This is a genomic window from Croceitalea dokdonensis DOKDO 023 (assembly GCF_001306415.1).
Taxonomy (GTDB): domain Bacteria; phylum Bacteroidota; class Bacteroidia; order Flavobacteriales; family Flavobacteriaceae; genus Croceitalea; species Croceitalea dokdonensis.
The window spans coordinates 217118-240900 of record NZ_LDJX01000003.1 but is presented as its reverse complement, the minus strand read 5'-3'; the positions used below and the strand labels follow the sequence as shown (position 1 = coordinate 240900).

At 40.8% G+C, this 23783-nt stretch carries 30 protein-coding genes; 15 read left to right on the top strand and 15 right to left on the bottom strand.

Annotated elements, in window-relative coordinates:
- Window positions 1-25 precede the first annotated feature (25 nt).
- The 3 genes from I595_RS08155 to I595_RS08150 form a co-directional block, all read right to left on the bottom strand.
- The gene (locus I595_RS08155; protein ID WP_054558936.1) at window positions 26-709 is read right to left on the bottom strand and encodes a head GIN domain-containing protein; all 684 of its coding nucleotides are present in this window, start codon (window positions 707-709) and stop codon (window positions 26-28) included.
- A gap of 110 nt (window positions 710-819) precedes the next feature.
- The gene (locus I595_RS17365) at window positions 820-990 is read right to left on the bottom strand and encodes a hypothetical protein (RefSeq protein ID WP_157449693.1); all 171 of its coding nucleotides are present in this window, start codon (window positions 988-990) and stop codon (window positions 820-822) included.
- An 18-nt stretch (window positions 991-1008) separates the two neighbouring features.
- Window positions 1009-2364 carry an NAD-dependent succinate-semialdehyde dehydrogenase gene (locus tag I595_RS08150; protein WP_054558935.1) on the bottom strand — a complete coding sequence of 452 codons (1356 nt, stop codon included), beginning with the start codon at window positions 2362-2364 and terminating at the stop codon, window positions 1009-1011.
- Between the two features lie 179 nt (window positions 2365-2543).
- On the opposite strand from I595_RS08150, the gene I595_RS08145 reads away from it, so the two are divergent.
- The 3 genes from I595_RS08145 to I595_RS08135 are packed head-to-tail and all read left to right on the top strand — an operon-like array spanning window position 2544 to window position 3426.
- On the top strand, window positions 2544-2873 hold the full coding sequence (locus I595_RS08145) for a YtxH domain-containing protein (RefSeq protein WP_054558934.1): 330 nt from the start codon (window positions 2544-2546) through the stop codon (window positions 2871-2873).
- Window positions 2873-3223, top strand: a complete 351-nt coding sequence (locus tag I595_RS08140; protein ID WP_054558933.1) for a hypothetical protein — start codon at window positions 2873-2875, stop codon at window positions 3221-3223. Before I595_RS08145 ends, I595_RS08140 begins: the two co-directional genes overlap by 1 nt.
- Window positions 3220-3426 (top strand): DUF6327 family protein, encoded by a 207-nt coding sequence (locus I595_RS08135; protein ID WP_054558932.1) that lies wholly within the window; start codon window positions 3220-3222, stop codon window positions 3424-3426. Before I595_RS08140 ends, I595_RS08135 begins: the two co-directional genes overlap by 4 nt.
- 68 nt (window positions 3427-3494) lie before the next feature.
- On the opposite strand, the gene I595_RS08130 is transcribed toward I595_RS08135, so the two are convergent.
- Window positions 3495-4019: a peroxiredoxin-like family protein gene (locus I595_RS08130; protein WP_054558931.1), complete on the bottom strand. Its 525-nt coding sequence runs from the start codon at window positions 4017-4019 to the stop codon at window positions 3495-3497.
- Between the two features lie 55 nt (window positions 4020-4074).
- Window positions 4075-4662, bottom strand: a complete 588-nt coding sequence (locus tag I595_RS08125) for a DUF2254 family protein (protein ID WP_054558930.1) — start codon at window positions 4660-4662, stop codon at window positions 4075-4077.
- Window positions 4663-4941: 279 nt separating this feature from the next.
- On the opposite strand from I595_RS08125, the gene I595_RS08120 reads away from it, so the two are divergent.
- From I595_RS08120 to I595_RS08110, 3 genes are all read left to right on the top strand, one after another.
- Complete coding sequence (locus I595_RS08120; protein WP_054559109.1) at window positions 4942-5517, top strand: hypothetical protein; 576 nt, start codon at window positions 4942-4944, stop codon at window positions 5515-5517.
- A 93-nt stretch (window positions 5518-5610) separates the two neighbouring features.
- Window positions 5611-6699, top strand: coding sequence for a DNA topoisomerase IB (locus I595_RS08115; protein ID WP_054558929.1), 1089 nt, complete (start codon window positions 5611-5613; stop codon window positions 6697-6699).
- Window positions 6689-7576 (top strand): mechanosensitive ion channel family protein, encoded by an 888-nt coding sequence (locus tag I595_RS08110; protein WP_054558928.1) that lies wholly within the window; start codon window positions 6689-6691, stop codon window positions 7574-7576. The genes I595_RS08115 and I595_RS08110 overlap by 11 nt, the downstream gene beginning before the upstream one ends.
- 57 nt (window positions 7577-7633) lie before the next feature.
- On the opposite strand, the gene I595_RS08105 is transcribed toward I595_RS08110, so the two are convergent.
- Window positions 7634-7846 carry a hypervirulence associated TUDOR domain-containing protein gene (locus I595_RS08105; RefSeq protein ID WP_054558927.1) on the bottom strand — a complete coding sequence of 71 codons (213 nt, stop codon included), beginning with the start codon at window positions 7844-7846 and terminating at the stop codon, window positions 7634-7636.
- A gap of 297 nt (window positions 7847-8143) precedes the next feature.
- On the opposite strand from I595_RS08105, the gene I595_RS08100 reads away from it, so the two are divergent.
- The 5 genes from I595_RS08100 (at window position 8144) to I595_RS08085 (ending at window position 10688) form a co-directional block, all read left to right on the top strand.
- The gene (locus I595_RS08100; RefSeq protein WP_054558926.1) at window positions 8144-8593 is read left to right on the top strand and encodes a ferritin-like domain-containing protein; all 450 of its coding nucleotides are present in this window, start codon (window positions 8144-8146) and stop codon (window positions 8591-8593) included.
- Window positions 8594-9022: 429 nt separating this feature from the next.
- On the top strand, window positions 9023-9730 hold the full coding sequence (locus I595_RS08095; RefSeq protein WP_054558925.1) for an SOS response-associated peptidase: 708 nt from the start codon (window positions 9023-9025) through the stop codon (window positions 9728-9730).
- Between the two features lie 125 nt (window positions 9731-9855).
- Window positions 9856-10020 carry a DUF1328 family protein gene (locus I595_RS17110; RefSeq protein WP_083467542.1) on the top strand — a complete coding sequence of 55 codons (165 nt, stop codon included), beginning with the start codon at window positions 9856-9858 and terminating at the stop codon, window positions 10018-10020.
- A gap of 32 nt (window positions 10021-10052) precedes the next feature.
- Window positions 10053-10253 (top strand): hypothetical protein, encoded by a 201-nt coding sequence (locus I595_RS08090; protein ID WP_054558924.1) that lies wholly within the window; start codon window positions 10053-10055, stop codon window positions 10251-10253.
- A gap of 90 nt (window positions 10254-10343) precedes the next feature.
- A complete protein-coding gene (locus tag I595_RS08085) occupies window positions 10344-10688 on the top strand; it encodes a hypothetical protein (protein WP_054558923.1) in 345 nt (114 codons plus the stop codon).
- 433 nt (window positions 10689-11121) lie between these two features.
- Here the strand turns inward: I595_RS08085 and I595_RS08075 are convergent, their stop codons facing one another.
- Complete coding sequence (locus I595_RS08075) at window positions 11122-11658, bottom strand: hypothetical protein (protein WP_054558921.1); 537 nt, start codon at window positions 11656-11658, stop codon at window positions 11122-11124.
- A 124-nt stretch (window positions 11659-11782) separates the two neighbouring features.
- On the opposite strand from I595_RS08075, the gene I595_RS08070 reads away from it, so the two are divergent.
- From I595_RS08070 to I595_RS08060, 3 genes are read left to right on the top strand one after another with little or no spacing between them, the layout of a single operon-like run.
- Window positions 11783-12352 (top strand): helix-turn-helix domain-containing protein, encoded by a 570-nt coding sequence (locus tag I595_RS08070; RefSeq protein ID WP_054558920.1) that lies wholly within the window; start codon window positions 11783-11785, stop codon window positions 12350-12352.
- Window positions 12353-12363: 11 nt separating this feature from the next.
- Window positions 12364-12810, top strand: a complete 447-nt coding sequence (locus I595_RS08065) for a response regulator (RefSeq protein ID WP_054558919.1) — start codon at window positions 12364-12366, stop codon at window positions 12808-12810.
- A 5-nt stretch (window positions 12811-12815) separates the two neighbouring features.
- Window positions 12816-15407 (top strand): ATP-binding protein, encoded by a 2592-nt coding sequence (locus I595_RS08060; RefSeq protein ID WP_172675926.1) that lies wholly within the window; start codon window positions 12816-12818, stop codon window positions 15405-15407.
- A 183-nt stretch (window positions 15408-15590) separates the two neighbouring features.
- Here I595_RS08060 and I595_RS08055 read toward each other — a convergent pair whose 3' ends face one another.
- The 8 genes from I595_RS08055 to I595_RS08015 form a co-directional block, all read right to left on the bottom strand.
- Window positions 15591-16145 (bottom strand): fasciclin domain-containing protein, encoded by a 555-nt coding sequence (locus I595_RS08055; protein ID WP_054558917.1) that lies wholly within the window; start codon window positions 16143-16145, stop codon window positions 15591-15593.
- Window positions 16146-16387: 242 nt separating this feature from the next.
- Window positions 16388-16897 carry a VOC family protein gene (locus I595_RS08050; RefSeq protein WP_054558916.1) on the bottom strand — a complete coding sequence of 170 codons (510 nt, stop codon included), beginning with the start codon at window positions 16895-16897 and terminating at the stop codon, window positions 16388-16390.
- 81 nt (window positions 16898-16978) lie between these two features.
- Window positions 16979-17800, bottom strand: coding sequence for a phosphatase PAP2 family protein (locus I595_RS08045; RefSeq protein ID WP_083467540.1), 822 nt, complete (start codon window positions 17798-17800; stop codon window positions 16979-16981).
- Between the two features lie 130 nt (window positions 17801-17930).
- A complete protein-coding gene (locus tag I595_RS08040) occupies window positions 17931-18521 on the bottom strand; it encodes a DUF4136 domain-containing protein (RefSeq protein WP_083467539.1) in 591 nt (196 codons plus the stop codon).
- A 130-nt stretch (window positions 18522-18651) separates the two neighbouring features.
- Window positions 18652-19488, bottom strand: coding sequence for a hypothetical protein (locus I595_RS08030; RefSeq protein WP_157449692.1), 837 nt, complete (start codon window positions 19486-19488; stop codon window positions 18652-18654).
- 44 nt (window positions 19489-19532) lie between these two features.
- Window positions 19533-20426 carry a hypothetical protein gene (locus I595_RS08025; RefSeq protein WP_157449691.1) on the bottom strand — a complete coding sequence of 298 codons (894 nt, stop codon included), beginning with the start codon at window positions 20424-20426 and terminating at the stop codon, window positions 19533-19535.
- A gap of 30 nt (window positions 20427-20456) precedes the next feature.
- The gene (locus I595_RS08020; protein WP_054558910.1) at window positions 20457-21275 is read right to left on the bottom strand and encodes a TerC family protein; all 819 of its coding nucleotides are present in this window, start codon (window positions 21273-21275) and stop codon (window positions 20457-20459) included.
- A 123-nt stretch (window positions 21276-21398) separates the two neighbouring features.
- Window positions 21399-23198 (bottom strand): glycoside hydrolase family 15 protein, encoded by a 1800-nt coding sequence (locus I595_RS08015; RefSeq protein ID WP_054559108.1) that lies wholly within the window; start codon window positions 23196-23198, stop codon window positions 21399-21401.
- Window positions 23199-23454: 256 nt separating this feature from the next.
- Here I595_RS08015 and I595_RS17360 point away from each other — a divergent pair, with 256 nt between their 5' ends.
- Complete coding sequence (locus I595_RS17360) at window positions 23455-23601, top strand: hypothetical protein (protein ID WP_157449690.1); 147 nt, start codon at window positions 23455-23457, stop codon at window positions 23599-23601.
- The last annotated feature ends 182 nt before the right edge of the window (window positions 23602-23783 follow it).

The window sequence follows — 23783 nt, the reverse complement described above, 5'->3', positions numbered from 1 at the left end:
TCTTATAGGCAAAAGCGTTAACCAGCTATTGTCTCACAATAATTGAACCTCCAAAGGTTTTTTTCTTTTGAATACTATCAGGGTTTCCATACACTTCTATGGTTCCACCGGCCGTAACGGTAGCCTTTACATATTCATCAGCATTTACCGAGGCATTGCCGCCAGCAAATAGATTAATCTCAGCTTGTTTGGTCTGGAGCTTCTTTCCGTTAAACTTGGCCCCAGAACGCACCAGTACGTCTAAATTTGGGGCCTTACCCTGTACCCGCACCTTACCACCCGTGACGGCTTTGATATCAAGGTTGAAGCTATTCACAGGAATGTCTATAAGACCGCCCTCTTGGGCATTTAATATCAAATAGGTAGCATTCAATTCTTTATCGGACAAAATTTGTGCACCCTCATTGGCGTCCAATACGCTTAAGGGTTGGGTGTGGTATAATTTTACCTGGGTTGCGTCCCCATCCAAATACATATCGAGTTCCATCCGTATTTTCAACTTGCCGTCATTATTGACGATTTTGACCTCATTTACGTTGTCGCCACTGACCACGGCTTTATTCTCATTGGATTTTATCAAAGTCACTTGAATTAAATCATACACCTTGACACCATCAAAGTTCTGTAAATCCGTGGTCAAGCTTTGTGCGGACAGCTCCGCAATCAGTAAAGCCATACATGGGATTGTCAAGATTTTTATCGTTTTCATCATTTAGTTTTTTTGGCACCCAACTATAACTATAAAAATAGGGTCGCCTTTAGACAACCCTTAGCTTCATCACATTTATGATTAATGCGATACCTCGTTAGATACACTTCTTAAACTTCAAAGGATATCCCCGAGACCACAACGCCCAAAATCGATATGATCAAAAACCCAATAATGATATAGAGCGCCCTTCTTGTTATTTTCGTTTTCTGAAAAATGTAATTTTGAGTAGGTTTTTTAGGTTCTTTGACCAACTTTGCATCTTCTTCACCTTGCTTCATAACATAGCATTGATTTTATTATTTATTGATATATACGGTCTTTTTATTGACAAATTCCAATAGGCCTTCTTTTGATAGTTCGCGACCGTACCCTGATGATTTTGTTCCTCCAAAAGGCAATCTAGGATCTGATTTTACCATTTCGTTTACAAAAAAGGAACCATCGGGAATGGAACCAATCGCTTTTCTGGCCGACTCAATATCCTCCGTAAAAAGCATGGTGCCCAAACCGAATTTTGAATTCGAGGCCATTTCCAACGAATCATGTCTGTTCTTGGCACGAATAACTGCAGCTACTGGGCCAAAGACCTCCTCATCAAAGACGGGCATGCCCGGTTTGACCTGCTCTAAAATGGTCGGTTCAAAATAACTGCCCTCACTGCGGTTGCCCAAGGTTACCTTAGCTCCTTGGTCCACTGATTTTCGTATTTGCACTTCCAAGCCTTCCAAGAGGTCGGTGCGCGCCATAAGGCCAATTTCAGTGTCTTCATCTTCTGGTTCGCCCGCTATCAATTTTTGAACCGCCTCCTTAAACTTTTCAATGAAGTCTTCATAAATGTCATCCACAACAATAAAACGCTTGGCGGCTATACAGCTTTGCCCCGTATTCTGCATGCGTGCATTGACGATGGTATCCATATGTTTGTCCAAATTAGCATCTTCCCATATGACACAGGCGTTGTTACCACCCAATTCCATTACTGTTTTTATCATGTGTTTTCCAGCGATGGATGCAATGGATTTGCCTGCCTTTTCGCTTCCGGTAAGACTGACCCCTTGAATGCGCTGGTCTGAAATGATATCTTCGATAGCGTCATAATCGGTGAAAATGGTCTGAAAACAACCTTTCGGAAAACCGGCATCTTTGAATAATTGGTCCAGGGCCAAGGCACAGCCCGATACATTTGAAGCATGTTTTAGAATAACCACATTGCCGGCGGTCAAGGTTGGGGCTGCAAAACGAATCACCTGCCAAAATGGAAAATTCCATGGCATAATCCCCAAAATAACCCCCAAGGGGTCATGGCTTATAAAACTTTCATCAGCTTCCGTCTGTATGAGCTCATCTGCTAAGAAACGTGTCGCATTTTTTACATAAAAATCACAGACCCACGCACATTTTTCTATTTCTGCAAGGCTTTGCGAAATGGGTTTCCCCATTTCTTGGGTCATTAGTTCAGCGTATTCCCTTTTTCTTTCCAACAACAAATTGCTGAGGTATTCCAAACTTGTTGTTCGCTGCGCTATGGAAGTTTTTCGCCATTGCAAAAAGCCCGTTTGGGCCAAAGCCAATATACCTTCTAACTGCTTTTGGGTATGTTCTTGCGGTTTCACTGTTTTTTGAGTGTTCTTATTTTCTGATGTGTCTATCATAATTCATTTTCGTTTAAAATCGGAAATCTGTTTTATGAGAATTGACGCAATTGCGTTTAAAACTATCACCAAAACCTAAAGAGCTTCGAGGTCAACATTTCTTTTTATTGCGTCAACACCATTGAATCCTTAAAGCCATATTTGGGCAAACATTGTTTAACATTTAAAATCTTTATATAATGAACGATAACGGAAATACATTTTTGGGAATTTTAGCGGGCACTGCCATTGGGGCAACCTTAGGTATTCTATTTGCCCCCGATAAAGGTTCGGTCACCAGAAGAAAGATTGCAGAACAAGCGGAAGCCACTAAAGATTCCATTGCAGAAACCACTTTGGACATGAGGGATAGAGCTGCTGCGACGGTAGCATCTAAACGCGAATCTTTTGACAATCAATTAGAGAACATCGTATCTGATGTGAGTCATAAAACCGAGGATGTAATTACTTCCCTCGAAAAAAAATTAGCACAGTTAAAGGCCAACAATAAAAAATTGCAGAAATCGTAATGGGTATTATAGAGGCATTGGACAATACCAGTTCGGAGGCGGCTGAAAAAGGTCAGGCTTATGTTAAGACCACCAAGAAGTATTATGAACTTAAGGTCTTTCAACAATTGGCCATCTTTTCCTCTTCGGCGTCGAAGTGGGCCATTTACGGTGGGCTTTGCACATTGGGCCTTATTTTTTTGGCAGTGGCCGCTGCTTTGGCATTGAGCCAATACTTTAACAATGCAGCCCTTGGCTTTTTGAGTATAGGACTTCTCTTTTTTTTAATACTGGGCATTGCCCTTGTCTACCGAAAAAAAATCGAACAAAAAGTGATTCAAAAATTATCGGAAAACTTTTTTGACCAATGAAAAAAAAGCAATACACTTCTTTAGAAGAAATTAAATTGGATTTGCAGGTGCTGCAATTGCAACGCAAAATTCAAATGGAGGAGCTTAAATCTACCAGACATCAATTTAAGGAGGATTTAAGTCCCGCAAACTGGATTGGAACCTTGCTCAAAGGAGTAAAAAAATATGGTGTCTTGCTATTGCTCAAAAAGATAATTAAATAAGCGGTTCTACAATTGGTCAAAAAAAAGGATGGGTTAGCCCATCCTTTTTTTGTTCTGCAATAATTTTCTTATAATGCGTAAGCTACGGCACCACCACGGGCGGGATAATCGTTCTCTTCTACATAATCTATCGCAGAGAGTATGTCGTCCCATTTTGGCCGTGCAAAGGGCATGGTTTGTACCGTGCTCGCATACAACGTACCATTAGGCCTAATTAAAAACAACCCAGGTTCAGAGAATTGTTCGGGTTCCTTGTCGGATATTCCTTCTGAAATGAATAGCCCCCACTCCTTGGCTTTCTCGATGGACATTTCATAGCCCACCGGTAGTTCGGCAATATTCCATTCCTTTCCAGCTTTTTTGGCCCGCTCCTCGGTATCGCAGCTAACTGCAACAAGATGAACCCCTCGCTGACTGAATTCTTCCAATTTGCCAGCCAATGCTTCCAATTGTTTTTTACATATCGGGCAATGTAGGCCCCTATAAAAAACGACCATGGTGAAGGTATCGCTGCGCTGCTCACTCAAATTCCAATGGGTATCATTGATAAGGGGCAATTGTAAACTAGGTACTTTTTCTTTTGGTGTTATCATCATTTATGTTTTTTATGTTCAAAAACTATAAGCTACAATACCGTTTTACAAGCGTTTAATAGCATAAATTCAAATATTGCCGCAAAACATTATTTAGTTGGAAAAAGGAAGGAACTCCATTGGGCATAGAATCAGTGAAAGCACGATTTATACGCTCTTTATGATTGGGGTTGGCAATACCACCTTTTATGTCTTCTCGCAAAGCCTGGATTTCAGTGCTCAATGACTCTTTACCCTTTTGGGAAAGATGGGTCTTGGCCCTTAAAAAAATTAACATGCGAACCAATCCGATCATTACTGAAATATCATTTTTACTATAGTGGCGAATAGGTAGAACTATAAGGCCCAGTAATTGTGAAGTAACCATGTTGCTTTTTATGACCACAATTCCCTTACGGGCATTGATGACCGAGGTAAATGACGGCAAGCGAACCATTTTATCCAATAGGGGCCCTAATTTATGTACCACATCAAGTGCCGTTCCGGGGTCATTGATACCGGGAGACATTGCCCTTAGGGCAACTTCCATAAGTTTAATGAGATTGAGCAGTGGGTGTTTGCCCTTATGTAGGTCATGTGAAATGATACAGGAAAAATTCAAGACTCTTTCTTGTTCTTCGGTCAGGCTGCTGTTCAATTTCATAAGGGATAAAACGTAAGACCACGCGGAGCAGGCCAGTAGCCCTTTTTTACTATTTTTTATCGGGGCCCACTAAATTTTGCACAACGCTGTTTTAAGTGGTAAAATGCTTATCATTTTCTAAACCATAATCCGCAGAAATATAAACACCAACGCTACCCAATCATTAAATCCAAGTTCTACTCAAGGAATCCAGTTAACTTAAAATTGGTTACAGCACCGCTTTGCAAAGGCATCCCCTTAGATTTGTACCAGATGATTTATAAACCTAAAACACTAAATATGAAAAAGTTAGTATTATTGGTATTGTCCTTAACGCTTTTTGGCGCATGCAATGTCAAAAAAGAGGAAAAAGGTGAAATGCCAGAATTGGATGTGGATGTAACGGCCGATGCCGGGGAATTGCCAGAATATGATGTCAACTGGGCCGACGTAGATGTTGGCACTAGGATGGATACCTTAGAAATCCCCAAGGTGGTCATAGTGATGGAAGAAGAGACTGTAGAAATACCCTACATTGATGTAAATATGCCGGAAGGAGGGGAAAAAATTGAAAAGACCATTATGATTGAGGCCGAGGTCACCGACACCGAACATAAACTGGATATTTTAGAGATTTGGGCTGCTGAAAATAACCTATATGTTTTGTCACAATTGGAGCCCACAGCGCAATCCATTGGAAACAAAAAAATGAGAGTCGCAGACCAGATTACGATGAACGCTCCAGATTTAAACGTAAAACACTACATCATTGGAGCAAAGCCTGATCGCGTCTTTAATAAACAGTATATCTATTTGAATTCAAAAGATGACCTTAATGACATGGTTAATGATTATACGGTGATTTACAAAAAATAAAACAAGTTGGTTAGTTGGTTAAAAAATGGTTCTGGCACACTTCAACGTCAGGGCCATTTTTTGTGCCAAAAAAGACAAATCTGCTAAAAGCATATGAGTCCATCAAAGTTGCACCGGCTACTGCGCCAACCAGAAAGCACAATCAGTCATTTGGACTTGGTATACGTGACCGATGACAAAATGACCATACATCGTATTCACCAAGAGGGTAGCTTTGAATACCGCTTTCGCCAAGTGCCGCTGCAAGACCAAAACGAGCTTGAACGTATAAAGGGGCTGGCCATTCCGCCAGCTTGGCAAGATGTAAAAATTACCCATTTAACCAATGGTCATTTACAAGCTGTAGGTAGGGATGCCAAAAAAAGAAAACAATATCGCTATCATATCTTATGGACCAAAGTTCGCAAACAGACCAAGTTTTACCGAATGGCCCATTTTGGCAATGTATTACCCATCATTCGCAATCAAGTGGATAAGGATTTAAAAAGACCAAGTTGGTGCAAAGAAAAGGTTTTGGCCCTGGTCCTTCGATTAATGGAAGAAACCCATATACGCATAGGCAATGAACAATATGCGCACCGCAACCAAACCTATGGTTTGACCACGCTCAGAAAGAGACATGTCGATACAATCAAACAAGGCTTAAAAATCAATTTTACGGGCAAGCGTGGAAAAAAACACTCCATAACGCTACGCAATAAAAAGTTGATTCGGCTGGTCAACCAATGTGAGGAAATTCCGGGGTGGGAGTTATTTCACTATTATGATGACAAAGGTGACAAACATGAAATAGATAGTACGATGGTCAATGACTATATCAAACAAAGTAGCGGAGAAGAATTTACCGCAAAAGACTTTAGAACATGGGCCGGAGGCATTCTGTTCTTCAATTCACTAATGGAGATGGAACCAGCACAAGAGGACCGAGCTCGCAAAAAAAATATACTCTTGGCCTATGATGCAACTGCCAAGGCACTGGGCAATACAAGAAATGTATGTAGAAAATCTTATGTGCACCCTTTGCTGCCAATGGCTTATGAAAACCGAGAGCTGCAACACTATTTCGCAAAAGCCCAGCAACCAAGTATCGACACTGCAAATTTTTCGCCATCGGAGCATGCCGTGTTGGAGCTGATATCAAACTATGAACCAGAACTAAAAACTATAGACCATGAACATTAATTTTGAACAAGCTTGGGATGATATGATTACCCGTTTAGAGTCTTGGGTGGATCAATTGATCATTAACCTGCCCAACATTATCCTATCCATCGTTGTATTCATTCTGGCGCTCATACTCTCAAAGTACATCAGTAGATTAACCTTGCGCCTTTTAGAAAAGAGCAAGCTGCAGGCGTCGATGAAAAATGTCATTGCCAAGTTGGTCTCTGTTTTGGTGATTTTAAGTGGCTTGTTCTTGGTTCTTGGCATCTTGGATCTGAGCAAAACATTGAATGCCATTTTAGCCGGTGCCGGTGTTGCAGGTCTGGCGGTTGGTTTAGCACTGCAAGGTGCATTGGCCAACACGTATTCCGGTATTGTACTCTCGTATATCAAACAGATCAAATTTGGTGATTGGATCGAGACCAATGACTACGAAGGCGAAGTTGTTGATTTAGATTTGAGGGCAGTGACCATAAAACAACCTGATAATAACTTAGTCTACATTCCCAATAAATTAGTGTTGGAAAATGCCATAAAGAACTTTTCCACAACAGCACAGTCGCGCGTCATTCTAGAATGCGGTGTAGCCTATGAATCAGATTTGGAATTTGTTCGTGATTTGGTCAACAAAACCATCGTCAAAAATTTTGACCCTGTTGAAAGTGTTGATGACATCATCTTTCTCTATACGGAATTTGGGGATAGCTCCATCAACTTTGAAGTTCGATTCTGGATTGATTCCACCTCGGCCCTTGAAGTCCTTAAGGCGAAGACCGAGGCCATGATTGCCATTAAAAAAGTGTTCGATGAAAACGATATTACGATTCCGTTTCCAATCAGAACACTTGATTTTCCAAAAAAAGTAGTGGTTGGCACCACTGAACATCCCAATTAACCAAAAGTTTTGGCAGACAGCCTTATCACAATTGTTCCCATTACCAGATTTTCGATATCAATCCAATCGGGTTACTTCACTTTCACTTTTGAGCACATAATCTCCATCTTCCTGTTGAATGTAGAGTGCTTTATTTCCTTCCTCACCGTTACGGGTGACTTCACTTCCCTTAATGGTCTTGGAAACCTTTTCGGTAAAGGTCTCTTGTACTTTTCCTTGGGCCGTTCCATCGCCCCATTTCCATTTCACTTGGGTTCCTTTTTGAATCATATTGATTTTCTTTTTTTTGATTAAAAATTTACGCTACTGCGATACCATTGACAAGGTAATTAGCTGCCTTATCAGCCCCATCACAAACAATGAAGGAATATGCAGAAAATAGTTACGCGGCACAGTCGCAATCCAATAAAAAAATACTCCATTTACCCAGAGAAATGGGCCATACCAATTGAAGCAATTTTTCATCCTTTAGCATTAAAAAACTCTGGCGCCTATTCATAATTTTGTTTGAAAGGTATAGGGAAAACTTCCCTTGAAAAAAATCCATTTAAATTTAAAACAAGAGACATGAGCACATACACAGAGACTGTAGCTGACAAATTGAACGACATCTTAGAAAAAACCTATGATGCTGAAAAGGGTTACAAAAAAGCGGCCGAAAACACGGACAATTTAAACTTGAGGACGTTCTTTCTCAAAAAAAGTAATCAACGCAAGGACTTTGGGCAAGCGCTCAAAACGGAGATAGACAAATTTGGAGAAGAGGCGGACAAGGGCGGAAGCGCAGCTGGAGCCTTGCACAGGGCCTGGATGGACACTAAGGCGTTTTTCTCCTCTGATGAAGCAGAATCTATGTTGGAAGAATCCATAAGGGGCGAAAAGGCGGCGGTCAATGAATATGAAGATGTTCTCAACGACACCAACTTGCCAACAAGCACCGCTACCGTATTAAGGCAACAGCTTAACGCCATCAACAATGACCTCAACAAAATAAAACGGTTGGAAGACCTAAGCTAGCTTTTGGCCCATTGTCCAACGTTTAAGGTTTATTTTAAGCCATGCCATGGACCAATAGACGGTTAAGGCATAGAAATATCCCAAAAAAAGGAATGTGGCATCACATTCCTTTTTTTATGTGACGCCTACAACGCGTCTAGTTCACTATTTGAAAAAATAAAATGTGCAAGGGTATTCTTAGGTACGGATAAGATTGGACCGTTAAGGATTTTTATTTAAAACGGATTCATACTTTTTAAAATTGGCTAAAAGAATGATGGGATTGCACTCAGAATTCGTCATTTTCTTAATTCGTGTCCCTGCTATGCAGCTCAGAAAAGTCTTCATGTGGGCATGACCCGTTCAATTTTCGCTTTAATCCAAAAAGTTTTAACCATTACATAGCTTAAGTAAAACAACAGTGCTTTTTCTATGGCAACAAACAAAACTATGTACTATAAGATCTCTAACATCGCAAGCCAAACTATTTTGGAAAAACACCTGAACCGGCCGTTCAAATATCCGCATTTGTACGAGCGGCAAATCTTGATCAACGGATTGGAAGAATCTGTGATTCCCATAGTGGCAATGGGTAAAAAGGAAATAATAAGCTTTTCTATTTGGGGTATTTTGCCAGAGGGTTATGCAGAGGATTGGGCAACGTTCCAAGACATTTGTAACACCCTAAATGTTCCTTTGAACTCTATGGAAGGTAATCTGTGGTATGCCAAATCCCTTCTTAACAAACGTTGTTTGATACCAATTACCGGTTTCTTTACCTCTTATCTTTCCAAAGGGGTGGTATATCCCTATTATTTTGCAAGGGAAAATGCACTTCCTTTTTGTTTGGCAGGGATTTACAATGTTCTGGACGACGGATTTATCACCTCTTCCATGATTACCTGCGAGGCAGATGACATCATTCGGAAAGTGCATAACGTAGGCCAAACCATGCCCATGATACTCCATCAAGACCTGCACAGCGCGTGGCTTCAAGAAGAAGTAGACATGTCGGAGATCAAACAGATTTTGAAAACGCCCCATGAATTTCAAATAAGAGCCCACCCCATTGCGCGGGAATTCTACAAAAACCATATATCTTATGATTCTATGCTGGAGCCCGTGACTTACAACCACATACCCAAAGGATTGTCTTAGGGAATCTTATCTGTAATGGGTTAAGCATCAAATGGATTGCGACCATACTTCCAAATAGAAAAGACCATTTTTGTAAAAGAAGGTTGATAAGGCATCAACACTGTAACACTTAAAAATAATAGCATATGCTACGTTGGACAATTACATTTATCATATTGGCAATCATTGCCGCAATTTTTGGATTTGGAGGCATAGCTGCGGGAGCGGCAAGCATCGCAAAAGTCCTGTTTTTTATATTTCTGGTACTTTTTGTCATCTCGTTGGTCAGGGGTAGGCAATCTAAAGTATAACCTAGAATACAACAATTTAAAATTCTAATGAGATGGAAGGAGTAAAGAAAAATTTACTTGTAGCACTAGTGATGGCACTATTCTTTTTTACAGCTTTTTCCGCAGTTATCAGTTGCCGCGAGGACAAGGATAAAGAAAATGTAGAGGAACGCCTGGAAGACGTGGGCGAAGAGATTGAAGATGGCGCAGAAGAGGTTGAAGATGAAATTGAGGACGCCACTGATGATAACTAAAAACAGCTAAGTGAATTTGTTTGTTTGGTTAGAATGGGCGGAGGTTAGGTAGTTTTAAACTCCGTCCATTTTATTTGTAAAATAGAAAAAATGAAAAATCATAGATTAAAAAGTGAAAAAGACTACATAACTGCGTATAGCGAAAAAGGCTTTACCCAGTCTTATCGCATACAAGATGATATGTTGATAGACTTGGAAACCAAGAAAAAATTTGAACCAGAAGCGGTTCAGATATTTGCGGAACACCGTTTTGAAGGTAAGACCAACCCCTCCGATATGTCCATCCTTTACGTTTTAAAAACCTCTGACGGTAAAAAAGGTACGGTTCTGGCCAACTACAGCCCAGCCAGTGATACGGCCATGGCAGAATTTTTTAACAACGTTCCAAAAAGAAACATCTCGCAGGACGCTAACATAGACAAAGCTAAAAATTAAAAATAGGGCGCAAAATCTTGCAGGGATTCAAAGCCAAGGAAATGCTCCCCAAAATGGAAATAGCACAATTCAAGACTTTCCACATTGTTGGGGAGGCACCCAATATTTTTAAGGCACACCCTATGGATAGGCATTGGTTTAAGATATAGGCCATACAAAAGTTAGGCATATCTTACCTCTAACTTCACTGGTCCTGCATTTTAAAAAAATATGTCAATTCTAGTGAATTGTACGGAGGTAAACAGTAAAATTTGTTGGTAATTACTGGCCAAGTCAAAACTCATAATTGTAGCTTTAAAAAATCTTTTCCATACCATTGTTGGTTCCGCAACAACCATTGGAACCATTGTTTTGTTAGTTACGCAAGTTAAAAGGCACCATGGGTTAGCTTTATAAATGTTACCTTGTACCGGTAATCCTATTTTGGCCAGAGTCATTCTTTTACTTCTTCTTCCTTAACTTGGGCCAAAGGATGGTCTTGTAACCCCAAACCTACAATTTTAATAATATTTACAACGGTATTATAAAGCATGAGCACCACCACAATCAATGCAGCGCTGAGCCCACTAGAAATTGTCAATGTAAGATAGTAAATGCCATCGTACCAATTTGCGGGAACGTTCTCAGATTCGGTAATTGGCAGATTAAACAACAAAAAGGAAATCACGGAGGCTACAAAAACAAAAGTATCCAACTTGGCAATCTGTAGTAGGTGCATATAATGATCCCGCTTTAACTTTGAATCTGAAGAAGAACTGACGCCCAAGAGGGTGAGCAGTAAGGCTAATATGGTGGCAGAGGCCAAGGCAATGGTGTTGCACAAGGTATTTAGTCCATCAACCGAGTTTTTAATCAGTTCTTTGGCCTTGTATCCACTTAACTCCCCCAAAAGGACGGTACCTAGCAAAATGATAATCATGGAGATTCCCCCACCCACTATTGCCCTTTTGGTGTACCTACTTAGTTTCATATCCTGTTAGTATTGCAAGGGTTGTTCCATCTAAATAAAACAACCATATTTGTGTCTGGTGTGCCGTACACTTTTATTTGTAATAGCACCTACCAAGAATAAACCTAAATAAAATTAAGAATCAATGGAAATAGTGCATATCGCAATCGATTACGATACTATCTGTAAAAAGGTGTTGCATGATCAACTTAACGGTATTGGCCTAGACTTTACCTTAAACCAGTTGACGGAAATTCAGTTCCAAAGCCCACTTAGCGACCATCAAAAAAGTGAGATGGGCAAAGCACTTAAAACGTATGGTATTACCCTTCTCAAAGACAGACGGCAAGTGATGGTACAACGCATTAAGGACGCCATTGTGGAACTGATTTACGATAGTGAAAAACACCGTAAACATAATGTCTCCACCTTTTTGACCCAGCGGCTCAACTATTCCTATGCCTACCTTAGTTCCCAATTTTCAGAAGTTACCCATACATCCATTGAAAACTTTATCATCCTCAAAAAAATAGATGCCGCCAAACAGCTGATTATCGAAAAAAACCTTACCTTGACGGAAATTGCTTACAGGTTGAATTACAGCAGTGTAGCTCATCTGTCCGCACAATTTAAAAAAACAACTGGCCTAACTCCCTCTGCTTTTCAACGCATCATAAAAAAACGTGGCGAAAAGGATATTGTGCCTAAACAGTAGCTCTTAGTGTTATGGGATTGGATATAATGAAAATTGCCTTGGCAGATGATGATGTGGACGATCGTATGCTCTTTGAAGAAGCCATAGAGAGTATTGCCATTAAAACCCAATTGAACCTATTTGTTGATGGCCAGCAGCTCATGGACCATTTGCAAAAGTCTAAGTTGGCCCTACCAGAAATCATTTTTTTGGACCTAAACATGCCCATTAAAAATGGAATGCAGTGCCTACAAGAAATTAGGGGTGACCAGACACTGCGTCACTTGTGCGTGGCAATATATTCCACATCATCATCAGAAAAGGATATTGAGGAAACCTTCGTCCAAGGCGCCAATATATACATTAATAAGCCCAATAGTTTTGGGGCGCTTAAAAAAGCTATTGAAAAAGTGTTGAAAATTAATTGGCAATACCATACTTCTAACCTCAACAAGGGTAATTTTCTATTACGAATCTAATGGCTATGAATCTTAAAAGTTGGGCCGCTTCTTCTAAAGTTTTTATCATCGCGCTTATTCTTTCCATTGCCCTGCTTGCTTATATTGGCAGCACCACCTACAAGCAAATGGCACAATTGCGCAACTCTGTTGGGCTTATTACCCACACCCTTACGGTGGAAAAGGAAATCAATAGTCTTTTTTCCCATTATGCCATGATGCAATCTAAAGCCTTTGACCGTATCCTTAGGTTAGATACGCTAGATGCGGCACTCTTCCAAAGGTTTAAAAAAGAAAACGATAGTATATATAACAAACTCAAGGGGCTTACCAGTGACAATGCCGCCCAACAGCAACGATTGGAAGAGGTTAAGAAGTTGGAAAGAAAATTGTTTTTTTCTCTTGAAGAATTGTTTTTGGCAAGCCTGAAAAGTGATTCCCCACAGAGGGACCGGAGTTTTGCCGTGGCACCCGTATCCGATGAAATGCAACAACTGGAGCACATTAAGGACCAAATGCTAAAAGAAGAAGACCTCCGACTCGAACAACGGGAGGTGAACTATCGTGAATCGGTATTTTTTACCCCATTAATGACCCTGCTCTTGGGCATCTTCGCCCTATCGGTGTTTTTATTTTCGTTTTGGCGAATCAACAAACAACGAAAACAAAGTGGACGGACACAGCTTTTTTTGGAGAGTGTACTTAAAAATACAGACAACGTCATCAGTTACTTTACGCCAAGGTACGGCGCCAATGGCAACATCATAGATTTTAATATAGAGTTCAGTAACAAGGCCATTGAAACGGTGCTGAACAAAGATGTCAAACAGGTTCAAAACCGATTGATGTCCGATTTACTACCCATAAATTTTGAAAATGGCATCTTTGATGAACTTGCCATGGTAGCAAAAACAAGGCAAATCCGTCAGTTCGAAAAGCGTTTTGACTACGAAGGCAAACAAACCTGGTTTGCAACTATTGCCACTCCATTAAACAATGGGGTATTGACCACATCGACCGATACCACGATATACCACGAAACACAGAAAAAACAACAGGAACTTACAGAACGGCTTGAAGCACAGAATTTGGAGCTTTTGGACAATCGTGCCTTTCTGGGAAATATTTTCAAAAGCACCTCTAATGTGGTGATGCACTTTAAATCCATTCGTGATGCCGAAGGCAAGATTATGGACTTTGAGATTTTATTTATCAATGATGCCATCAATGAGATAACGGGTGACATTCCCGCGGAGGTAAAACATAAGAAAGTATCTGAGATATACCCCACAATCTTTAAAAGTGGCGTCTTTGAAAAATTGGTGACTTGCATTGAGGAAGACCGTGAGATGAACTATGAAACCAAATACGAGCAAGAGGGGCAAATAATGTGGTTCCGGGCCACGGCCATTAAGTTGAACGATGGGGTGACGGTAACGACCCGGGAGATTACCGAAGAACGAAGAAAAACCAAGAGGCTTAAATCGTTGAACGAACAGCTGGCCATACAAAATTCAATCTTTAAAGATGCAGAGGAAGTTGCCAATATCGGCAGTTATGTGGGGTACCTTAGCAAGAACGAGGCTTGGGTATCTGACAATTTCTACCGCATACTGGGCCATGAACCCAATGATTTTGAAATGACCTTCGAAAGATATGTTGAATTTGTACATCCAGACGACTTAGAGATCTATGGAGAGATACGTGATGAGACCTTGGGCTTGGGAAGTGCCAGAACACACCAGCATCGCATTATCACCAAAGACGGTACGGTGAAATATGTACATGTCAACGGTCAAAAAATGGAACGCAATGGAAAAGAGATATCCATAGGCGTGGTCCAGGATATTACCGAAAGGGTCAACCGACTAGAAGAATTAAGGCAAAAAAACAAAGAGCTTTTACGTTCTAATGCTGAGCTTGAGGCGTTCAATCGCGTAGCAAGCCATGATCTTCAAGAACCTATTCGAAAAATTCAGTTGTTCATTGAAAGAATTGCCGATACCGAACTGGAGCATCTTTCTGAAAAAGGTAAGACCTATTTTGAAAAGGTCGCCAATGCCGCCAACCGAATGCAGACCTTAATCAAATACCTTTTGGCCTATTCAAGGCTCAATACCACTAGGGACGATTTTGAAAAACTTGACCTAGGTGAAACAATGAATAAAGTGTTGGACACCCTTGAAGAACGCATTCAAGAATCGGGTACCGAAATTACTGTTGGCCAGTTGCCCGTCATCAAGGGAATACCCTTTCAAATAGAGCAATTGTTGAACAACCTGATTTCAAACGCAATTAAATATAGAACTACGAGCGAAACACCAAAAATTGTTGTTGACTGTAAAAGGATATCCCGAAAAAAGATTTCCGAACAATTCGAAAAAAAACACAGCAAATATTACCGTGTTTCGGTAATGGACAATGGTATTGGGTTTGATAATGTCCACGCTGAAAAAATCTTTGGCCTTTTTGAGCGATTACATCAAAAGCACGAGTATTCAGGTACGGGCATAGGGCTTGCCATCTGCAAAAAAATTGCCGAGACCCACGAAGGCCATATCGTAGCTGAAAGTGAAAAGGGCAAAGGGGCCACTTTTTGTGTGTACTTGCCCGCTTAGCAAAAAAAATTAGTAATATCCGGGTAAATATGGCATAGGAGCATGTACTGCTGTTAAAACCTAAATAACATCGGCACGGTGAAAATGCGCCAGGTATCCAAAAGGCTGCAAACCCAAGGCAAAAAAAAGCCCCAACAGAAATATCTGATGGGACTTTAGACTTTAGGTTGATTGGACAAACTCTTATTTTCCCATATCTAAGGTGCCATAAGGCATAATAACCCGGTCCACAATGTGTATCACACCATTAGAAGTCTCTATATCCTCCTTTACGATTCTTGCGCCTCCAATATAAACGGCCCCGTAAGGTTCGTCCACATTAACGGAAATGTTCTCTGAACCCTGCTTGTCAATTACCTGTGAATCGTTAAAATCATATTTCATTACTTTGTTAGGCAAAAAGTGTAGCTTAACAAAGGCGATTAAGTCATCTTTGTTTTCTGGGTTTGTAAGGTGCAAATACTCCTTAATTTCCATTTCATTAAAAGCGCTATTGGTAGGAATAAAAGCAGTATGCCCTTTATCTATCATTAACAAAGAAGGTTCCAGTCCCGATAAAGCCACCAAATTGATGAAGGTAGAAATGTCCCTATCCATGTGGGTTAAGGTCCAGGTGCTGTAATCTTCTGTATTTGTTATATCAGAAAAAATCTGCTTACTGCCTTGGGCCTTACCCGTAAAAGTGCAGAGAAATATCATCAGTGTCGCAATCATTAATTGTTGTGTTCTTTTTTTCATCATATTACTATTTTAAGGTTATTATTTTTGTTTAGGAATAGGTACCTAAATTAAAGACGCTCTGGACGCGTTATTTTTGATTAGTCCCTAAGCCTTTCCATATTACCCCAAAATTAAGTACTGTAAACCAACCTATTGACTCTAAAGGATTGATGTTTGCCCGTAAAACCAGATCTAGCTTTCCAGGCTTGGGAAGCTTTACTAAGCCACTGTTTGGCATGGCGTGTGTCCTGTTTTAGAATTTAGTTCTTATAGGCCCCGGAGGAATAGGTGAGTTCATAACTATGGGTGTAGATTTCAAACACAATGCCAAAAGGGTCTTCCACATAGCACATTTTGTAGGGTTTGTCATTGGGATAATATTCCCTAATGGGCATTCGCTGTTTTCCACCTAAGGAAACAATCCTGGCCACCAAGGTTTCAATATCAGGGTCTTGAATGCAAAAGTGAAAAAGTCCTGTATTGAACGGATTGAACTGAGGTGCCTCTTTTTGACCCTGCGGGAAAGAAAACAACTCGATTCCGATTCCGTCGGAGGTAGCCATATGGGCAATTTCAAATTCCTCCCAATCATCGCCAAAAACATCAATACACATCTGGCCTATTGCCGTCTTTTTTTCTTTTTTTACCGTAGACGGTTGCATGATGATATACCAACCCATTACCTCCCCATAGAATTTAACCGCTTTTTTCATATCCGGCACGGTAATTCCTATGTGGGAGAAGGCTACTGGGTAATTTGATTTTTTCATTGGTCTTTATTTTACGATTAGTATTGGCGCGGTTTTATCCGCAGGTAAAATGTATAAATACTGCACAAGGGAAAACTATGCCTAAAAGGAATAACGTAATACCAAGCCGGTGAACAGTTGCCCGTTTGCCGTCATTTCTGTGCTACCGTTTAACTTAAAGCGGTTGTCTGTCTTCTTGTGAAGTTCAGGAACCAAATAACCGGTTAGGGCACCTAATGCATAACCAAGCACAATATCCGACAGGTAGTGCTTTCCAGCTTTTACGCGTAGGTAACCTATGGTCGCCGGAACGCTAAAGGCCGCCACCCAGAAATAATGCCTTAGGGGGGAATTAGGATAAAAGTCGTTATAGATTTTCGCCGCAAAAAACAGCGCAGTCGCGGATGCGGCCACATGACCGGAGTAAAAAGATCGCTTACTTGTTTTTCTAAGCCTTCTATCCAAAGGGGCATCCTCGCTGAACACCAAGGGCCGAGGTCTATCTACCAAACCCGCGGTTAGGGTAAATAATGCGGATGTTGTAGACAGACTTTCCAGATAAAGCCCAATAACAGTGCCAGACTCTTTACTTACCTTATTGTCCAATAGCAAAAAAAAAGGTACCCCAAAGGATGCATAAAATGGATAATCACTGGCTACACTTGCAGATTCTGAATAGTAGCCTGCGGCCCAACGGTCTAGCACCAATACGTCCTTTCTCTCAAGATGGTTCAATTCCGTTTCTGTATAAGGCGTTTTTTGGGTTCCAACGAGCAATCCGGCAATGGACGCACCCATCCCGGTACCTAACCAAATACCATCTTTTCTCCAGTTCCATTCGTAAATGCTGCTAGCCTTTTGGCCAGTGACATGCATTGTGATAAATACCAACAATAAAAGAAAGGCAACTTTGGGATTTTTCATAAAAAAAAATTTTGAACTCCCCAAATACTGGGGAAGCTGTAAGTTAATTGCTGTTATAAACAGCTTTTTTGATCCCTTTTTTTAACAACGGAAAAGGGGATTTTAGCAAGACAACAAGGTAAAGGCCGTCTTAATTTTTGGATTGGGGATAAGCTTTGAACATTTCATTTATATAAGCAATAAGTTCCTCTGGTTTTTTTTTAAAATAGATGGCCTCGTTGGAAGCGGCCGTCCAGAGGACCTCTTTGTTTTTTTGTTCCACGATATCTATTCGCAGCCAAACACCATCGGTAGCAGGAGCGGTGTTGTACCCTTTAATTTCATTAAAAATTTGATACCCCCTGTAAGAAAAGGCGGAATAGACGGGATGGGTAGGTAGCGTTGCCGAATATGGAAAGGAGGCATATACAGGTTTGTTGGCCCGTACTTTGCCCGTTTTTAACAATACCAGCAGGTCTGGGTTGGTCAAGTTAAGTTCATATCCCAAACTGATCATATTTTTGTTTACCGTATTCACTGCCAGTTCTGATACATCCGTATCATTTTCCTTTTCCAAATCTGGCCAACTTATCATACGCTCTGGTAGAAAGGCATAGGTTTTAAACTGTTGCAAATTTTTTTCAGTTTTCTTTTTGGACAAAACCTTTTTTTGTTTCCGGGAGATGACCACTATGAAAATGACTACAACCGCAGTCCCCAAAATAAATATCCATAATCCCATATTTACATCTTTAGATATAGAGGGAAATTATTGTAAATCATTTGCTGAGGGTAACCGAGACACCATCATTTTTAACCCAAAGAATAGCAGCCTTGGCAAAGGCACAAAACGTATGGGCCATTTATTGCATTCACTGCTCTATGGCAAGGGAATTTAACCACCTTAGTATCAAAAAATCATTGTGTGATACATTGACGATGTGAAAGGTGGAAAAACTTTGGAAAACCCTTGAATTCCGCAAACATTCTATTTCTACGACACCCGGATATAAGTAATTGGAATGAATGACGTACAATAACCCTTCTCTTTGTAGCAGATACCCTACATGTCCCGCGCCAAAACCAATAATATAAATACCGTCTTGTACCAAACTTTCAACCGCGGCAATGGCTTCATTGTGGTTTTTAGTGACCAAAGTGGTAACCGGGGCTCCACAACCAATGCTCATTGCCTCCTCCAGAGGCCCCTTTTGAGCCAATTTGTATCTATTAAGCATGAGCCCCATGTCCCTAAGCGTGGTGGAAATAAAATAGCCGCAGGCAATTTTGCCTTTATTGGGAATGGCCGTATGCCCCTCAAAGCTCCATGGTGTACCGTACCAGTATGGAATGACCGTATTCAATAAATTTTCTGCAAACAGGCCTTTAACACTATCCAAGGAAATAGTTCCCGCGCGGTGTTGCTCGGCCAATTCTTTTTTAAGGGTGTAAACCTCTATCTTGGCATCGGTATATGATTTTGGACCTGGAATCTTTTTAATTCCGAGGGCATTCCATTCCGCACTGCACACGCTATCTGATACTACAAGGGCATCATGCAAACCTAAATCAAGGAACTCCCGATAGGTCTCCAATTGCGTTCTTTTTAAAATGGACTGAAAGGAAAGACCATACATTGCTAGGGCAAAAAGGGTTGCAGATATGCCAAAAACCAAACTGGGCCTGTTGATCAACTTGCGAAAACTCACTAAATACATAGTTCTATCACTGCTTTTTTCCTTGATTGTTTAACTTATACATTTAGGTTAGCCCCCCACCATACCTCATAATCTCGGGGACGTAATGGCCTATAGCTCTGGTATCCCTGGTCTGCAATGTTGAGGCCTATTATCTTGCCCGCCGTGTCGCGCTCGTACCCCAAAAAAATAAATGAGTGACCGAACGGATCAAAATTATTTCCCCGTTTACCACGGATTACCTTGTTGTAGTCCGATTTGCGTTTCCATACCTGCATAATGGCACCCGGGCGTAACTTTCCACTCCAAATACCAAACCAATCTACAAGGGTACCCATACCCGCATGTGCAACAGCTCCCGCACCCCCACGACCCCGATATTTTTTGGGAAGGGTACGCCACCCTTTGTGCGCCCCAAAGGTAGAGGCATACAAATGATCAAAGACCTCATCGGCCCTGTAATATTTAGTGGCCATGTCGCTGGGCAGATCGTTATATACCGAGGTACCGTGAACATCCTTATAAGCTGTCAAAAATCTTGACCTGCAAGCGGCCAAGCAGTGTCCGCCTGGTTCTTTGTTTTCACTATTTTCATAATTCTCCACGATTTTTAGGGCTACAGGGCTCACGGCGGTGCCGTATTGGCGATTGTGTTTGGCCGAACGTTTTTTTCGTTGCAATAATCTTTGAGCTTCCTTTTTGCTCCATATTGGGGCATCTATAACAATTGTTGATGGCTCCTCAGGATTTTGCCACAATAACGGTATCCTTTCCAAGTCTTCATGGCTATTTTTCATGGGGTTGCTTTCACGCTCATTGATATAAAGAACGGTTTCTTCAACTACTTTTCTAGAAGCGTCACAACCGCACATTAAGACCATTAAAATGAGTAGCGCGCCTTTGTTACCTCTTTTAGATTGAAAAACTGAACGATATTTTAAAATTTCCATTTTCTATTGCATTTTGTTTGTTGGGCCTCATTACCCATGCTCTTTCCCATTTTGCTCTGTGACCACGGTTCTTTTTCTCCATTGCATGTTTAAGAATTCTACCAGTAGTGAAAAGGAAATGGCAAAATAAAGGTACCCTTTAGGTATTGCCCCCACCGATTGACCAAAGATGATTGTATGCGACAAATGTGCCGCTTCCGTCACCAGCATAAAACCAATCAAAATCAAAAAAGACAGGGCCAACAGTTGCATGGAGGGATGCTTGCTGATAAAAACCCGAATGGTGTTGGCAAACAGCATCATGACCATTATAGAAATGACTACCGCCAAAATCATTAAAATCAGTGCATCATTGGGATTTTCACCAATACCGTTGGTCATGCCCACTGCCGTTAAAATGGAATCTATGGAGAAAATAAAGTCAATCAACATAATTTGAACGATGGCACTACGGAAGGAAGTGATTTTCTTAGCCTGTAGTTGCCGTTCCCCTTCCCCAGAGTTATCCAACTTATCATGGATTTCCGAGGTGCTCTTGTACAGCAAGAAAAGCCCTCCAAAGAAAAGTATCAGGGCTTGCCAACTAATTCCCATAGAAATCCATGAGGTTTCTAGGATATAAAAGGGTTCCCCGAGGCCAATTAAAAAAGATACGCCCATTAATAGCAAAATGCGCTGTACCATGGCCATGACCAAGCCTAAATTGGTGGCTTTATTTCTTTGTTCGGCAGGCAGTTTATCAGCCGCAATGGAAATGAATATGATATTGTCAATACCCAAAACAATTTCAAGAAAAGTTAAGGTCACCAAGGCTACCCATGCATCGGCATTGGAAAAGACTTCAAACATAAGGTTAATTTATTTTGGTAAACTACAAAGTTCCTGTTTCCAAGGTTGACCGAAATGGCTTTTGTTTTAATCCGGATAATATTCAGGTAAAGGTGTGGGGTTGGGCAGGGCATAAATATTGGACTAGCGCAATTCTTTTCTAAGCAGCGATTCTTTGGTTTGTTCAGAGAAATTAACGGCACATTCGATCAATGCCAAATGGGAGTACCCTTGTGGGAAATTGCCCAGCAAGCGTTTGGTCTTAAAATCTATATCTTCACTAAAAAGGCCCAAATGGTTGCCGTGTTTCAATAATCGCTCAAAATGCCCCAACGCCTTCTCCTTCTCCCCAATTTTAAAAAGACTATTGATGAACCAAAAGGTACAGATGGTAAATGATGAGGAAGGTTTACCAAAGTCGTCGCTATTGGTATAGCGATATAATAAACCATCCCTGCAAAGGTCTTTTTCTACGGCATGTACCGTACTGATATATTTAGGGTCATCGGCCGGAATAAAGCCATAAGATTCCATTAAAAGTATGGATGCGTCCATGTATTCAGACCCGTAAGACTGCGTGTAGGCCTGCTTGTTCTCATTCCAACCATTTTCCATAATATCTTGCCTTATGGCCGCTTCCAAGGGCCGCCATTTTTCCATTTTATGGGTTTTGTTCAGTAGACGGGCCACCTTCAGAGCGCGATCGACTGCCGTCCAGCATAAAATTTTTGAGAAGGTAAAATGCTTTTTCTCTGACCGAAACTCCCATATACCCTTGTCCGGTTCCTTCCAATGTTGCTCTACGATCCAAACGATGCCCTTAGTGATGCCCCAAAGATTTTCCCCATCTTTTAAACCAATGGAAAACTGGGTCATTAATTTATGGATAACATCCATAAGTATACCGTATATATCATGTTGAACTTGTTCATATGCGGCATTGCCCACACGCACTGGCCTTGAACCTTTGTAACCCTCAAAATGATCCAAGGTCTTTTCCGTTAGTTTTTTTTCTTGGTGGATGCCGTACATAATTTGTAGCTTCTCATCCTTATCCGGCATAAGGCTAATAATAAAATCAAGATAGCGCCTTACCATACCTTTATGCCCCAAGGCACTTATGACTTTAATCATCATTGAGGCGTCCCTTATCCAACAATACCGGTAATCCCAATTACGTTCTTCCCCAATGACCTCCGGAATGGAGGTGGTGGCCGCTGCAAGGACGGCCCCGGATTTGTCAAAGCTCAAAAGCTTTAAAGTAAGGGCGCTCCGTTTAATTTCCGTATTGAACTTTTGGTAGGTAGCGGTGCGTTGTGACCAATTGAGCCAATACGCTTTGGTCCGCTCAAGCTCCACATATGCTTTTTTTACCGTGGGCAAGAGAACTTTTTCGTTATATCCAAGAAGAAAAAAACCATCTTCCATCATTGTAATCTCCTTGCCATTGACCACCTTATCCTTATCAAAAGAGGTGTATAGAAAAACAGTGTCAAACTTTTCCTGCTTTGTTAAACTGGCCAGAAAATCTTTTTTGACATAGGTTTTGGTCTCCCCACGGGCGTATTCCAGTTTTGGGTCGTAGATTATCTTAAAGCGGGGCTTACCGGCTATATGTTTAATATACCGCACAATTTCTGGTGGTGAACAATGCTCCTGCTCCCCCAAGAAATACCTCGGCATAAAATCGTGGACCTCAAAAGAGGCGTCTTCTTTTTTGAAACTGGTGATTAGAATGCAGGTATCCTTTTCATAAACTTGGCTAATGGTATACTCCTCATCTACGTCAAAACCAAAACTTCCCCCAATCTTATTGTCCAGTAATTTTGCGAACACCGAAGCCGAATCAAACTCAGGAAGGCAACACCAGTCGATGCTGCCCATTTTGGAAATGAGCGCGGCACTGTTACAGTTGCCAATAATCCCGTAATCCAAATTATCCATTTCCATAATACATGAATTCTAATATGATGCTACGCCCAATCGTAGCCATTGCATCAATGTACAGCAAATGGCAATGATGAGGCCAGTATTAGTTTAAACACATTAACATTTATAGGGATTGTGTCATAAATAGGTAGTTTTCTAAGAATCATATAACACTATGAAGAAATTGTATAACAAGCTAAAGCGTTGATTTATTGAAATTTGTAAAAAGAAAAAGACAAGAAAATTTAGTTAAACCCTATAACAGAATATCATGGAAAAAAACAGCACTGATTACAGAACCAATTCACGCATAGGTCAGGTGAGGCCAAAAACAATTTCTAAAACGCAAGAAGACGTCACCATCAGCAATTTTATCATGGGCATGACCAACCAAATTGGAAGTGACCCAGATTCCTAAAGTTAATTTTGAGCTTCCCATTGTCTTACTAAACCATAATCTATTGAAATTCTTGATATTTCTTAAAATAACAGCTTTGCTTTTGTTTGGATGTTGGATAACCAGTTTTTTCATTAGCGACATAAGTATTTATGCAGACCTGTTTCTGTTCTTGGCAACCGCAGTGACCATAATTATAGCAC

Excerpts from the sequence above, each read along its gene's own strand:
- I595_RS08155 (WP_054558936.1), bottom strand. The coding sequence starts at position 709 with ATGAAAACGATAAAAATCTTGACAATCCCATGTATGGCTTTACTGATT.
- I595_RS17365 (WP_157449693.1), bottom strand. The coding sequence starts at position 990 with ATGAAGCAAGGTGAAGAAGATGCAAAGTTGGTCAAAGAACCTAAAAAA.
- I595_RS08150 (WP_054558935.1), bottom strand. The coding sequence starts at position 2,364 with ATGATAGACACATCAGAAAATAAGAACACTCAAAAAACAGTGAAACCG.
- I595_RS08145 (WP_054558934.1), top strand. The coding sequence starts at position 2,544 with ATGAACGATAACGGAAATACATTTTTGGGAATTTTAGCGGGCACTGCC.
- I595_RS08140 (WP_054558933.1), top strand. The coding sequence starts at position 2,873 with ATGGGTATTATAGAGGCATTGGACAATACCAGTTCGGAGGCGGCTGAA.
- I595_RS08135 (WP_054558932.1), top strand. The coding sequence starts at position 3,220 with ATGAAAAAAAAGCAATACACTTCTTTAGAAGAAATTAAATTGGATTTG.
- I595_RS08130 (WP_054558931.1), bottom strand. The coding sequence starts at position 4,019 with ATGATAACACCAAAAGAAAAAGTACCTAGTTTACAATTGCCCCTTATC.
- I595_RS08125 (WP_054558930.1), bottom strand. The coding sequence starts at position 4,662 with ATGAAATTGAACAGCAGCCTGACCGAAGAACAAGAAAGAGTCTTGAAT.
- I595_RS08120 (WP_054559109.1), top strand. The coding sequence starts at position 4,942 with ATGAAAAAGTTAGTATTATTGGTATTGTCCTTAACGCTTTTTGGCGCA.
- I595_RS08115 (WP_054558929.1), top strand. The coding sequence starts at position 5,611 with ATGAGTCCATCAAAGTTGCACCGGCTACTGCGCCAACCAGAAAGCACA.
- I595_RS08110 (WP_054558928.1), top strand. The coding sequence starts at position 6,689 with ATGAACATTAATTTTGAACAAGCTTGGGATGATATGATTACCCGTTTA.
- I595_RS08105 (WP_054558927.1), bottom strand. The coding sequence starts at position 7,846 with ATGATTCAAAAAGGAACCCAAGTGAAATGGAAATGGGGCGATGGAACG.
- I595_RS08100 (WP_054558926.1), top strand. The coding sequence starts at position 8,144 with ATGAGCACATACACAGAGACTGTAGCTGACAAATTGAACGACATCTTA.
- I595_RS08095 (WP_054558925.1), top strand. The coding sequence starts at position 9,023 with ATGTACTATAAGATCTCTAACATCGCAAGCCAAACTATTTTGGAAAAA.
- I595_RS17110 (WP_083467542.1), top strand. The coding sequence starts at position 9,856 with ATGCTACGTTGGACAATTACATTTATCATATTGGCAATCATTGCCGCA.
- I595_RS08090 (WP_054558924.1), top strand. The coding sequence starts at position 10,053 with ATGGAAGGAGTAAAGAAAAATTTACTTGTAGCACTAGTGATGGCACTA.
- I595_RS08085 (WP_054558923.1), top strand. The coding sequence starts at position 10,344 with ATGAAAAATCATAGATTAAAAAGTGAAAAAGACTACATAACTGCGTAT.
- I595_RS08075 (WP_054558921.1), bottom strand. The coding sequence starts at position 11,658 with ATGAAACTAAGTAGGTACACCAAAAGGGCAATAGTGGGTGGGGGAATC.
- I595_RS08070 (WP_054558920.1), top strand. The coding sequence starts at position 11,783 with ATGGAAATAGTGCATATCGCAATCGATTACGATACTATCTGTAAAAAG.
- I595_RS08065 (WP_054558919.1), top strand. The coding sequence starts at position 12,364 with ATGGGATTGGATATAATGAAAATTGCCTTGGCAGATGATGATGTGGAC.
- I595_RS08060 (WP_172675926.1), top strand. The coding sequence starts at position 12,816 with ATGAATCTTAAAAGTTGGGCCGCTTCTTCTAAAGTTTTTATCATCGCG.
- I595_RS08055 (WP_054558917.1), bottom strand. The coding sequence starts at position 16,145 with ATGAAAAAAAGAACACAACAATTAATGATTGCGACACTGATGATATTT.
- I595_RS08050 (WP_054558916.1), bottom strand. The coding sequence starts at position 16,897 with ATGAAAAAATCAAATTACCCAGTAGCCTTCTCCCACATAGGAATTACC.
- I595_RS08045 (WP_083467540.1), bottom strand. The coding sequence starts at position 17,800 with ATGAAAAATCCCAAAGTTGCCTTTCTTTTATTGTTGGTATTTATCACA.
- I595_RS08040 (WP_083467539.1), bottom strand. The coding sequence starts at position 18,521 with ATGGGATTATGGATATTTATTTTGGGGACTGCGGTTGTAGTCATTTTC.
- I595_RS08025 (WP_157449691.1), bottom strand. The coding sequence starts at position 20,426 with ATGGAAATTTTAAAATATCGTTCAGTTTTTCAATCTAAAAGAGGTAAC.
- I595_RS08020 (WP_054558910.1), bottom strand. The coding sequence starts at position 21,275 with ATGTTTGAAGTCTTTTCCAATGCCGATGCATGGGTAGCCTTGGTGACC.
- I595_RS08015 (WP_054559108.1), bottom strand. The coding sequence starts at position 23,198 with ATGGATAATTTGGATTACGGGATTATTGGCAACTGTAACAGTGCCGCG.
- I595_RS17360 (WP_157449690.1), top strand. The coding sequence starts at position 23,455 with ATGGAAAAAAACAGCACTGATTACAGAACCAATTCACGCATAGGTCAG.